The organism is Kribbella sp. NPDC055110, assembly GCF_053607525.1.
Map to the genome: position 1 here is coordinate 113,558 of NZ_JBSGTS010000008.1, position 11,595 is coordinate 125,152.

Consider the following 11,595-nt stretch of genomic DNA (forward strand, 5'->3'; position numbering starts at 1 on the left):
CCTCTGAAGGAGCCGTCGCCATGAGCGACCTGAAGATCGCGATCATCCTCGGCAGCACGCGCCCCGGGCGGAACGGCAAGGCCGTGGCTGACTGGGTCCTGGCCCAAGCCGAGCGGCGGACCGGCGCGAGCTACGAGTTGATCGATCTGCTCGACTACCCGCTGCCCCACCTGGACGAGGCCATCCCGCCGGCCGCCGGGCAGTACGCCGGTGAGCACACGAAGGCGTGGGCCTCGACGATTGCGGCGTACGACGGGTTCGTGTTCGTCACGCCGGAGTACAACCACTCCACGTCCGGCGTACTGAAGAACGCGATCGACTACCTGTACGGCGAGTGGAACAACAAGGCAGCCGGCTTCGTGTCCTACGGCTCCCTCGGCGGGGCACGCGCGATCGAGCACCTGCGCGCCATCAGCGCGGAGCTCCAGCTCGCCGACGTACGTCAGCAGTTGTCGTTCTCGATGTTCACCGACTTCGAGAACTTCAGCGAGTTCCGGCCCGGCCCGCAGTACGCCGACCAGGCAACCATCCTGTTCGACCAGCTCGAGTCTTGGGCGGCCGCCCTCAAGCAGGTCCGCGTCGGGCAGCCGGTGGCGGCATGAACATCGTCGTCTGGACCGTCTCCGGCCTGCTCGCCGCGATGTTCCTGATGTCCGGCGTGATGAAGGTGCCGGCCACGAAGGCGTCGCTGGCCGGCAATCCCCGGATGGGCTGGTCGGCCCCGTTCCCGATCGAACTGATCAAGACCATCGGCGTCGCCGAGATCGCCGGCGCCGCGGGCCTGATCCTCCCCCGCGTCTTCGACACCGCCACCTGGCTCGTCCCCGCCGCAGCCATCGGCCTCGCCGTCGTCATGATCGGCGCCATCATCACCCACGCCCGCCGCTCCGAATTCTCGAGCGTCGCAGTCAACGCCGTACTACTCGCCCTAGCAGTCTTCGTAGCAATCGAACGCCTCTAACCCCATAGCCCGGTGCCCGCGGGACCGTGAGAACCGCTAACGGTCCTGCGGGTTCAGCGGTGCCGATCGAGGAACGTGGTGAGTTCCGTGAGGTACTCAGGGCGGTTGTCGCGGCGCACCGAATGGCCGGCACCGGCGATATGTACCGCCCGGAACTCGCCGGCCGCCGCGCGGGCGCACCGCTCCGCGTACTCGGTGGAGATCAGCGAGCCGCGTTCGGTATCGCCATGGATCAGCAGCACCGGGCACGTGATCTCGGCCAGCAGGTCGGTCAGCGGGCCGGCGTCGCGGAACGGCAGATCGAACAGATGTGGATTGACCTGACCCTTCGACACGGCCCAGGGCTCGAGCTCGTCGTCGGACCAGCCAGCGTCCGCAGATCGGCCCTGCGCGATCCGTGACGGCAGGTCGAGTGCTCGGAGATCCGCGAGCCAGCTCGGCTCGGACCATGGTTCGTCCTGATGGTCGCCAGGCGCTCCAGTCGGCGGGTCCTCCAGCACAACCGCGCGCATCAGGTCCGGCCGCGACGCGGCCAAGTGTGCGGCCGCCATCGCGCCCATCGAGTGGCCGACCACGACGATCCCGCCGTCACTGGGCTGGCTCGAAAGCACGAGCGCGGCATCGTCGCGGTGCGCGGCATAGCGAATAGGTTCGTCCGGAAGTCCGGATTCACCGTGCCCGCGCGCATCGATCGCAAGCGCCCGAATCCCAGGCATCTCCCGGATCAGCGGCTCCCAGCACCGCGCAGAGTCGGAGAACCCGTGCAGGAAAGCAACCTCGGCCGCCGCCCCATCGGTCCGATACCACGCCAGATGAGCCGCCCTGCCCCGCACACCGAACACGGACCCATCACCCGTCATGCGCCATGTCCACGAACCGCGAGTAGTGGCCTTGGAAAGCTACGACGACGTCGGCGGTGGGACCGTTGCGGTGCTTGGCAACAATAAAGTCCGCCTCCCCAGGCCGGGTCGACTCCCGCTCATACGCATCCTCCCGATGCAACAGAATGACAACGTCAGCATCCTGCTCAAGGCTGTTATGTAAGGAGATTCCGTTAGCCACGAAGTTGTGGGTGCCGAGGACGGTAGCGTCAAATACTTGTTGCTCGCCCACGGATTCAATCGACGTAATGGTGTCCCAGAAGATGTCGTTGGTGGCGAGGACCTCGAGGTCGGCGTCGTCGAGGATGTCGGCGACCTTGGCGAGGCGTTGCCGGCTCGGGGCGTGTTTCCACATCGTCGAGCCGGAGAACTGGGTGCCCATTGCAGCCGCGAACTCCCGGTGCGTGACGTTGCGGTCGGCAAGCACCTCGCGAACGTGCGACCAAACCTCCTGCGGAACCGTGTCGAGGTTGGTGTTCGACTTGATGTCCCGCAGAGCCGTCGCGACCTCGCGCGCCTTCACACCACGAAGACCATGTACGCCGATGCCGTCGCAGAACCGCAACTGGTTCTCAGCACCATAGATGTACAGGTGATAGCTGTCGCGGTAGCCCGCCTTCTTCGCGGTCTTGATGCGGCTGAAGATGTTGTGGCGGAGGAGGAGGCGGGCTAGGTCGTCGACCAGACGGCGGCTGGTGCTGGCGTAGTAGATGCGCGCCTGACCCGCCTTCTCGTCCCAGCGGACGGAGCCGTCGGTGGCCCAGAGGTGGCGGATGAACTGGGCCACCTGCTCCTTCGGGAGGCCGAACACACCGTCAGGAACGAACTTCTCGTGGCTGCGCAAACCGAACAGGCTAAGACCGTCCAGCCAGGCGGCGATCGGGTTCCGTTTGCCACGAGCCAGTCGGTACGGCGCCGGCAGACGAAGCGTGGTGACCCGGGCGGCGGCGTACTCGTCGCGGATGCCGGTGATGCCGAAGCGCCGCTGAGCCGCCTCAGCCACCGCGGTCAGGTTTGCCTCGTCGATGCTCGCATACCTGATCGGCTGCCGCTTCACGAACGATCCGTCGCCCAGCAGGTGGGCGAGCAGTGTGATCTCGTCCTCGTCCCACGGCTTGCCGTCGAGCGGCGCCGGAACGTGCCGGAGCGAACCCACGCGAGCGCCCGGCGACAGCTCCCCCAGCGGCTTCCATCCGTTGTACGTCAAGAACGGATGGTTCGCGGTGGCCTTGATCTCCCGGCCGGAGGCCAGCTTCACCCGGAACGCCTCCTTCACCCCACTCGGGAAGGCGTGCGTCAAGGTGCGCGGCACCAGCTTCAGCCGGTCGTCGAGCGACCAGACCGGAATGTCACGGGCATCCGCCGCGAGCAGCTCACCGAGCGAGATCTCCGCACCGGTGTCAGCCCGCATCAGCCGGGTATCCGCGGTCAGGCAGCCCGATTCGCGGAGGTCGGAGGCCATGGGGCGTTTGTCGGAGCGTTGTTCGGAGCCTCGGTTGAGCTGGCAGATGGCTACTACCGGGAGCTCGAGTTCCTTGGCGAGGAGCTTGATGGAGCGGGAGAACTCGGAGACTTCCAGCTGGCGGGACTCGACCTTCTTGCCGGAGGTCATCAGCTGGAGGTAGTCGATGACGATCAGTTTGAGGTCGTGACGCTGCTTGAGGCGGCGGGCCTTGGCGCGGATCTCCATCATCGTCAGGTTCGGCGAGTCGTCGATGAACAGCGGGGCCTCGGAGACCTCGCCCATCTTGCGGGCCAGGCGGGCCCAGTCCTCGTCGGTCATCTTGCCGTTGCGCATGTGGTGCAGCGGGACCTTCGCCTCCGCCGACAACAGTCGCATGGTGATCTCGTTGCGGCTCATCTCCAGCGAGAAGATGCACGAGGTGAGGCCGTGCCGGATCGAGGCGGAGCGGGCGAAGTCCAGGCCGAGGGTGGAGTTGTGGGTCGGGATCATCGACTTGCCGGCCAGGTACAGATGATCGGGGTTGTCGACCTCGACGCAGCGCACCGGCACGCCGACGACCGGGTCGACCCACTCCACCCGCCGCTCGCCCTCGCCGTGTAGCGCGGCCGGGAAGCCGTGCCCGGTGATCTGCCGCGGCGCCGACCCGGGGATCGGCGGTGTCAGCCCGGGACTCGCCGACATCGCCGTGTACAGGTCGGCGGTCGTGCAGACCACCGGGCGGCCGCCGTCCTCGACGCGCCACTGGTGCTCGGCGTCGGCGACGATCGTGCTGCCGTCGGAGAACGACACCCGGAAGCACGGCCGGTCCACCATCACCTCGGTCGCCGCGACCACCGTGGTCGGCATCCCGTCGGCGTCCAGCAGCTGGTCGCCGACCGCGACGTCGGCCATCGTGGTCCAGCCGGTCGGCGTCGGCAGCGGGGTGTCGAGCGCGAGCGCCTTCCCCATCGCGGGACGGGCGGCGACGATGATCATCTGGCCCGGGTGCAGCCCGTTGGTCAGCTCGTCCAGGTCGGTGAACCCGGTCGGTACGCCGACCATCGCGTCACCGCGGGAGTCGATCGCCTCGATCTCGTCGAGGGCGCCTTCCATGATGTCCTTCAGCGGCGCGTAGTCCTCGGCGGTGCGCTTCTCGGTGACCGAGTAGATCTCTGCCTGGGCCTCGTCGACGACATCGTCCACCTCGCCCTCACCGGCGTACCCGAGCTGGACGATCTTGGTGCCGGCCTCGACCAGGCGGCGCAGGATCGCCTTCTCCCGGACGATGTGCGCGTAGTAGCTGGCGTTGGCGGCGAGCGGGACGGACGCGACCAGGGTGTGCACATACGGCGCGCCGCCGATCCGGGTCATCTCGCCGCGCTTGTTGAGCTCGGCCGCGACCGTGATCGCGTCGGCGGGCTCACCCCGCGCATAAAGGTCTGTGATCGCGTCGAAGACGGCTTCGTGCGCCGGCCGGTAGAAATCCGTACTGCGCAGATTCTCGATCACATCGGCGATCGCATCCTTGCTCAGCATCATCGCGCCGAGCACACACTGCTCGGCCGCGAGATCCTGGGGAGGGGTGCGGTCGAAGCCCATCTCCGGACGCCGCTCTTCGTGGCCGCCGTCCTGGCCCCCGCGGAACTCCGCCACGCTCACTTCGTCCGACCTCCTCGTCCGCCCGCTGCCCTGCCACCGCCGGCCGGGCTCGAACACCTGATCGAACCTTAGCCAGGCCCACCGACAGTCTTCGGCGACAGGCCTCGCGACCGTACGCCGGTCGTGTCACCAAAGGCCACTCGGTCGTCCACACCCCCTGTGGACGACCCGTGGATAACCCCCGGAAGGGGTGTGCACAGGTTGGGCACAACCCTGTGGATATCTGTGGGAAAGAACTCACAACAGGCCCGTGACCTGCGGTTTCTCCAGTTCACATCTGTGGAGAAGAAAAAGTCTGGCACCAATTTCCGACGCGCCCGCGAGTCCTGGGTAACCTCGCTCCGGTGAGACGTCGACGATGGGTGGGGGAACCGGACCGGGAGATCCTCCGGCTGGCCGTCCCGGCGTTCTTCGCCCTGGTGTCGGAGCCGCTGATGCTGCTCGCGGACTCCGCGATCGTCGGCCACCTGGGCACCCCGCAGCTCGCCGCACTCGGCGTCGCCGGCACCATCCTGCAGACGCTTGTCGGCATCTGTGTCTTCCTCGCGTACGGCACCACGTCCGCGGTCGCGCGCCGGATCGGCGCCGGGGACCACAAGGGCGCGCTGGCCCAGGGCATCGACGGGCTCTGGCTGGCGTTGCTCCTGGGAGTCGTACTCGCGCTCCTCGGGCTGGCGCTCGCGCCGCAGGCCATCGCGGCGTTCGACCCGTCGCCGGAGGTCGCCGACTACGCGGTGACGTACCTGCGGATCTCCTGCTTCGGGATCCCCTCGATGCTGCTCCTGCTCGCCGCCACCGGCGTACTGCGGGGCCTGCAGGACACGAAGACCCCGATGGTCGTCGCCATCACCGCCAACCTCGCCAACATCGGTCTGAACGTCCTGCTCGTGTACGGCCTCCATCTGAACATCGCGGGCTCCGCCCTCGGTACAGCGCTCGCGCAGACCGGCGCCGGTGTCGCGCTGGTCGTGGTGGTCGTCCGTGGCGCCCGCCGCGACGGCGCCAAGCTCCGCCCCGATCGTCCCGGGATCCTGGCCTCCGCGCAGATGGGCGTACCGCTCGTCGTACGGACGCTGACGCTGCGCGCGGCGATCATCCTGCTCACATTCGTCGCCACGGCCCTCGGTACGACGTCCGTCGCGGCACACCAGGTGGCCTTCACGCTGTGGTCGTTCCTCGCGCTGGCCCTGGACGCCATCGCGATCGCCGCGCAGGCGCTCACCGGCCGCGCGCTGGGCGCCGGCGACGTCGCAGGGACCCGCGCGATCACCCGCCGGATGATGTGGTGGGGCCTGTTCTCCGGGCTGGTCGGCGGCCTGGCGCTCTGGGGCCTGCGCGACATCTACGTCCCGTGGTTCACCACAGACCCCGAGGTACGTCGTACGCTCGCCGCCATCCTGATCGTGTCCGCGCTGTGGCAGCCGATCAACGGGGTCGTGTTCGTGCTGGACGGCGTACTGATCGGCGCCGGGGACGGGCGATACCTCGCAGCGGCCGGAATCATCGCGCTCGTGCTGTACGTCCCGCTCGCGCTTGCGGTGCTCTGGCTCGGCGGCGGGATCGTCGCGCTGTGGTGGGCGTTCGGGGGGTACATGCTGCTGCGATTCCTCACTCTGACGACGCGTGAGCGGCGCGACGCCTGGCTGGTCACCGGAGCTACCCGCTGACCCTGCGGTGCGGCATCGTGGAACAGAAGGAAAGGAGCGGCATGCCCGACACCGACGACGACCAGTCCGTCGAGCTCGTACCCGATCAGCGGGAACAGGGCGACGACGACACTGAGGCAGCGAGTGAGCGGCGGGCCGCCCAGGCTCGGACCCAGGCCGACAAGTACCCGACCCACGACCTGGCGGAGCAGGAAGCCGAACGCCAGGAAGCGGAGGACGAGCAGGCCCGGCAGGAAGAAGACGCGGACGCGCGCGCGGAGCGGCTCGACGAGCGTGCTCACAAGGATCAGCAGGAGCTCGATGAGCGCCGCAGCCGCGAGGAGCTGCTCGACGCCACCGCGGAGACGTCTCGGGCGATGCAGCTCGCGTACGCCGACGAGGACGGCCGCGACCGATACCGGCAGTACGCGACGAACGACGTACAGCGCGGGATCAGCGACCGGGCCCATGGGCGGCACGAGCTGGACGAGGCGGCAGCACACCGCGACGAGACCGGATCGGCAGGGCTGGTCGCGGAGGGCCGCCGGTACCAGAACGCCGCCACCATCGAGGAACGCAAGGCCGTCAGCGACGACACGATCTCTCGGGAGTACGACGCCTCCGCGCGGGAGCACCGCGCCGAGGCCCGCGAGGCGCAGCCGAACCCGAGTGAGGCCGTTCGCAAGCCGCCCGAGGAAGCGCCTGAGGCCCAGCTCCCCCAGGACCGCCTGCACGTCCGTGGGCACGGACAGGTTCGGGACAAGCAGGGCAAGGTCGTGAAGCCGAACCCGAGTCGCGCCGGCACGCCCGACCTCAGCATGGACAGGCCCCGGGAGCGCTAACTCAGGGCTGCAGCTTCTGCCGGTGAATGATCGCCAGGTTCGCCGCAACCACTACGACGAACCCGCCGGCGAGCAGCGGGTGCCCCGAGCTCCACAGGGCGGCACCCGCCAGGCCGAACACCAAGACCTTCACGGTCCATCGCCGTACCGGAGTCCCGCGAGCTGCTGTCGGTGCCGCGAACTGGCCCCACACGACCGCGGTCGCCAGCGGCAGCAGGACCGCCAGCACCCAGCGGTCGAGCGTCGAGCCGCCGGCGTTCCAGCCCCAGTACGCGAAGATGCCTAGGGCAACCAGCTCGGCGAGGAACGCCAGCAGGAGGTTGCTCCACCTCCACACCTGCTAGATCCCGCGGATGTTCGGCTGCCGCTGGTCGAAGAACAGGCCGGCCGGCGGCTCTTGTACCGGGAGCGGTGGGATCGGGTAGTCGGTGTGCTGGTTGTTCCGGCACGCGGCGAACGGGCCGTCCGGGTCCAGCAGCGACATCATGTGCGGGTCCGCGTGGTCACGCCACCAGACCGACATACCGGTCGCCGGGTCCAGACGCAGGTGCTCCCAGGCACGCCAGATCGAGTCCAGCCGGCTCAGCGCCTCCGCGTGCCGGTACCACTCCGGGCACCAGATGAACTGCTGCCCGAGCCGGCGCGTGTAGAGGTAGATGAGCCGGTCTTCCACGAACGCCGCGACGTGCGGGTAGAACAGCTCCTGCTCACCATCCACCGCGGTTGTCTCCCTCGTTCTGCTCCCAGACCGGTCGCTCCGGCCCACGCGGCGGAGGCGCCTGGACGCTCGAAGCCACCCACGGGTTGTTGCTCCCCGGGACGTTCGCTGCCGCTCCCGGATCGTACTTCGCCAGCGACGCCTTCACCGCACCGGCGTCCGGCCGGGTGAACCACGGGACCGTCTTCACCAGCGTGGCCGGGATCCCGGACGGGAACACGACCGCGCGGCCGGGCGGCATCGAGGCGAGGTCGGAGACCTCCATGATGTTGTGCCGCTGGACCTGCTGGCTGGTGCCGCGCTTGCCCTCGTTGTACGAGACCGAGTTCGAGCTGATGTCGTAGTCGCCGATCATCTTGCTCAGGTTCTCGAGGAAGGACGCGTCGGCCGCGCCACCGCCGTACACCCGGATATTGGCCGAGCCCCAGAGCTTCTGCATGCCGTGGTCGCCCCAGCACTCCTGACCCTGCGCCCAGGACTGCAGGATCGTCATCAGCACGATGCCGCGGGAACCGAAGTGCGAGTACAGGTCGGGCAGGTTCTTCCACCGGCACACGTTGGCGGCCTCGTCGAGTACGCCGACCAGCGGGCTGGGCATCCGGCCCATCGGGCAACCGCGAGCGTACTGCTCGGCGGCCTCCACGACAGCGACCGTCAGCGCGGTGACCAGCGGACCCGCCGTACCGGCGCCTTCCTTGGACAGGCTGTAGAGCGTGCCGCCGTTGCGGACCAACTCGTGCGGGTTGAACTGCGGCCGGTTGTCGTTCGGGCCGTTCGGGGTGACCCAACGGGTCACCTTGCGGTTGACCAGGAACTGGGCGCTCTGCTGCGCGGTGCCGTAGACACCGGCGCGCTGCTTGTCCGGCGCGTTGATGACGCCGGACAGGGCGTCCGCGGACAGCTGCAGGCCGGGGGTGTTGCGCAGGATCCGCTCCGGCTCGTCGTTCCGCTGGTCGGCCAGCCAGCTGTACACCTGCGTGATCGGCCGCTTGGCGACCGCGGCCGCGAGCAGCAGGCCGGCCAGCAGATCCGTACCGGCTGCGTCGAAGAACGCGTCGGTCTGGGCGCCCACCTGGCGCTGCGAAGCGACGAAGTGCTCGGCCAGCTCACGCGCCTTGGTCTCGTCGGTGATGTAGGTCAGCGGGTTCCACCACCAGTTCGGCGGCTCCTCGCAGACCTCCTGCGGGTCGAACACCCACAGCGGCCCCTTCTCCGAACGCGGCCCGCGGGTGGCGTCGACGATGTCCCGCTTGTTCGAGGTGGCGACGACGCAGCCGGGTGCGTCCAGGATCGCCGGCACCGCGCGGGACGTGGTCTTACCGGTTCGAGGACCCCAGATGTCGACGTGCATGTCTTCCCAGTTGCCGAAGACCTCGACGTTGTCCCGGACGGTCCGGCCGATCAGGATGCCCGGACCCGCGTGCCCGGCGCCGAGCTGGTTCGCCTTCTCCTGCGCGCCTTCGCGGGTGAGCTTGTAGATCTCGGACCGCTTCGACATCAGGCTCGCCTGCCGGTCGACGCGTCCGACCGAACGCTCCCGGCCGCGGAAGTACATCCACCCGCCGCCGGCCAGACCGAGCAGCACCACGATCTCGACGACCAGGATGCCGGTGGCCGCGCCGGACCACTCCAGGTTCCCCTTCGACAGGTCGACGATCGCGTCGAACGGGTTCCCCGGCGTCCGCGAGCCGTTGATCGCGGATGCGACCTTCAGTGCGCCCCACATCGAGAAGACCACCAGCGCGACCACGCCGATGATCACGAAGATGAAGACGGCCTCGGGAGAGATCCCGCTCGGACCGGTGCTCTTCCTGCCCTGCGCCATTACTCGTCAGCTCCCCACGCGCGTGCTCGGGTCGGGCGGCGGCAGCAGCATCGGGTCGTCCAGGCTGTACTCGCCGACCACCTGTTCGGTGCCGTCCGGCGCGACCTCGACCTTCTGGGGCTTGCCGTCGGCAGCCGTCGTCCACAGCTTGTTGGTGTCGTTGATCTCGCGCTCGACCGAGGTCAGGCCGACGTGTACCGGGATGCCCGGACGGCCACCGACCTTGATCAGGAAGTTGCCTCGACCAGGAGGTGCGGCCTCCTTGCCGGTGGCCGGGTCCCACGCGGGCGGGTCCTGCCAGCCGACGAGCATGTTCTGCTCCTCCATGGACATCGACACGACCTCGGTCAGGTTCTCCATCTCGGCGCGCGGCAGACCGCCGCAGATGACCATGCCGGACCGCTCGACGAAACCCTTCGCCTTCATCCGGTCCTCGGGATTCGGCAGCGCGAGCAGGTCGGACATGGTGTGCGAGATCATCGCCATGCCGACACCGCGCTGCCGGTTCAGACGGGTCAGCGCGTCGACGCGGTCGACCAGACCGCTGCCGGCCCGCAGCACCCGCCACAGCTCGTCCAGGATGACGAAGTAGTGCCGCCGCGGCTCCAGGCCGGCGTCCGCCAGCGCCTGCGAGACCGCGACCGCGCCGAACCCGTACGACCAGCAGGCCAGCAGTACGGCGGCCTGCAGGCTGGTCTCGGAGTCGTCGACGTTGGACACGTCGAACACCACCGGGCGGTCCATCTGAATCGGGTTGTCGGTCGGTGCGGAGAAGATCTCGCCCAGCCGTCCGCCGCCGACCAGACCGATCAGCGATGCCTCCAGGCCCTCGGTGATCTGCCGGTAGCGGTCCAGGCTGCCGCGGTCCAGGGCGACGTTGCGGACCCGGTCCGGGGCGTCCTGGACGACCTGGAGCAGGTCCTTGAGCACCGGCGTTCCCTGGAACCGCTCGTCGAGGACCTTGAGCGCCTCGTCGAGGATGGTCTCCTCGCGGTCGTTCGGGTTCTGGTTACGCATGATCGCGATCAGCGCCGAGACCATCGTCTGCCGGCGGCCGTGCGCGTCGGCCTGGATCGCCTCGCGGGCCTTGCCGGTCAGCCGGAGCGCGGCCTCCCGGGACTCGCCCGGGTCGAGCACGTTCAGGTGACCACGACCGCGGCCGAGCTGGATGACCTGACCGCCGAGGGCCTCGATGAGGTCCTTGTAGTCCGGCTTCAGGTCACCGAGCACCAGCGGCATCACGCCGTACCCGGCCATGCCGAGCGCCATCCGCCGGGTGATCGTCGACTTGCCAAGACCCGGCTTGCCGAGCACGAACATCGACGGGTTCGAGATCAGCTTGGCCCGCATGAACCAGCTGATCGGGTCGCAGCACATGGTCGCGCCGGAGAGGATGTTCCGGCCGATCGGTACGCCGACCATCGGGCTGCCGGTGCCGGCCGAGAACGGCCACATTCCGCAGACCTGGACCGTCGTACCGCGCCATTCCTGTGGAGCCTGCAGGTACGTCGAGTAGCCGCCGCCCATACCGGGCCAGCCACGCGGCATCGGCCGCCGGCCGCGGCGGGTCGGGTCTTCGGGCTTCTTCGGCTTCTTGCTCACTGTGACCCCCCAGGTGT

At 68.7% G+C, this 11,595-nt stretch carries 10 protein-coding genes; 4 read left to right on the forward strand and 6 right to left on the reverse strand.

Annotated elements, in window-relative coordinates; genetic code table 11:
- Window positions 1-20: 20 nt before the first annotated feature.
- Together ACWF0M_RS15010 and ACWF0M_RS15015 are read left to right on the forward strand one after the other, a co-directional pair.
- Window positions 21-602 (forward strand): NADPH-dependent FMN reductase, encoded by a 582-nt coding sequence (locus tag ACWF0M_RS15010; RefSeq protein WP_452236226.1) that lies wholly within the window; start codon window positions 21-23, stop codon window positions 600-602.
- Window positions 599-961 (forward strand): DoxX family protein, encoded by a 363-nt coding sequence (locus ACWF0M_RS15015; protein ID WP_452236227.1) that lies wholly within the window; start codon window positions 599-601, stop codon window positions 959-961. The genes ACWF0M_RS15010 and ACWF0M_RS15015 overlap by 4 nt, the downstream gene beginning before the upstream one ends.
- A 53-nt stretch (window positions 962-1,014) precedes the next feature.
- Here the strand turns inward: ACWF0M_RS15015 and ACWF0M_RS15020 are convergent, their stop codons facing one another.
- Both ACWF0M_RS15020 and ACWF0M_RS15025 read right to left on the reverse strand, forming a co-directional pair.
- Complete coding sequence (locus ACWF0M_RS15020) at window positions 1,015-1,821, reverse strand: alpha/beta fold hydrolase (RefSeq protein ID WP_452236228.1); 807 nt, start codon at window positions 1,819-1,821, stop codon at window positions 1,015-1,017.
- Entirely contained in the window at window positions 1,811-4,945 is a 3,135-nt protein-coding gene (locus ACWF0M_RS15025; RefSeq protein ID WP_452236416.1) for a replicative DNA helicase, read from the reverse strand. Before ACWF0M_RS15025 ends, ACWF0M_RS15020 begins: the two co-directional genes overlap by 11 nt.
- A gap of 344 nt (window positions 4,946-5,289) precedes the next feature.
- On the opposite strand from ACWF0M_RS15025, the gene ACWF0M_RS15030 reads away from it, so the two are divergent.
- Together ACWF0M_RS15030 and ACWF0M_RS15035 are read left to right on the forward strand one after the other, a co-directional pair.
- The gene (locus ACWF0M_RS15030; protein ID WP_452236229.1) at window positions 5,290-6,612 is read left to right on the forward strand and encodes an MATE family efflux transporter; all 1,323 of its coding nucleotides are present in this window, start codon (window positions 5,290-5,292) and stop codon (window positions 6,610-6,612) included.
- A 41-nt stretch (window positions 6,613-6,653) separates the two neighbouring features.
- Window positions 6,654-7,433 carry a hypothetical protein gene (locus ACWF0M_RS15035; RefSeq protein ID WP_452236230.1) on the forward strand — a complete coding sequence of 260 codons (780 nt, stop codon included), beginning with the start codon at window positions 6,654-6,656 and terminating at the stop codon, window positions 7,431-7,433.
- A 1-nt stretch (window position 7,434) separates the two neighbouring features.
- Here the strand turns inward: ACWF0M_RS15035 and ACWF0M_RS15040 are convergent, their stop codons facing one another.
- Genes ACWF0M_RS15040 through ACWF0M_RS15055 form a run of 4 tightly spaced genes read right to left on the reverse strand, consistent with a single transcriptional unit; the run spans window position 7,435 to window position 11,578 of the window.
- The gene (locus tag ACWF0M_RS15040) at window positions 7,435-7,770 is read right to left on the reverse strand and encodes a YrdB family protein (RefSeq protein WP_452236231.1); all 336 of its coding nucleotides are present in this window, start codon (window positions 7,768-7,770) and stop codon (window positions 7,435-7,437) included.
- Window positions 7,771-7,773: 3 nt separating this feature from the next.
- Entirely contained in the window at window positions 7,774-8,151 is a 378-nt protein-coding gene (locus ACWF0M_RS15045; RefSeq protein ID WP_130386388.1) for a DUF4913 domain-containing protein, read from the reverse strand.
- Window positions 8,141-9,976 carry a type IV secretory system conjugative DNA transfer family protein gene (locus tag ACWF0M_RS15050; RefSeq protein WP_452236232.1) on the reverse strand — a complete coding sequence of 612 codons (1,836 nt, stop codon included), beginning with the start codon at window positions 9,974-9,976 and terminating at the stop codon, window positions 8,141-8,143. The genes ACWF0M_RS15045 and ACWF0M_RS15050 overlap by 11 nt, the downstream gene beginning before the upstream one ends.
- Before the next feature lie 6 nt (window positions 9,977-9,982).
- Window positions 9,983-11,578 carry an ATP/GTP-binding protein gene (locus ACWF0M_RS15055; protein ID WP_452236233.1) on the reverse strand — a complete coding sequence of 532 codons (1,596 nt, stop codon included), beginning with the start codon at window positions 11,576-11,578 and terminating at the stop codon, window positions 9,983-9,985.
- Window positions 11,579-11,595 lie beyond the last annotated feature (17 nt).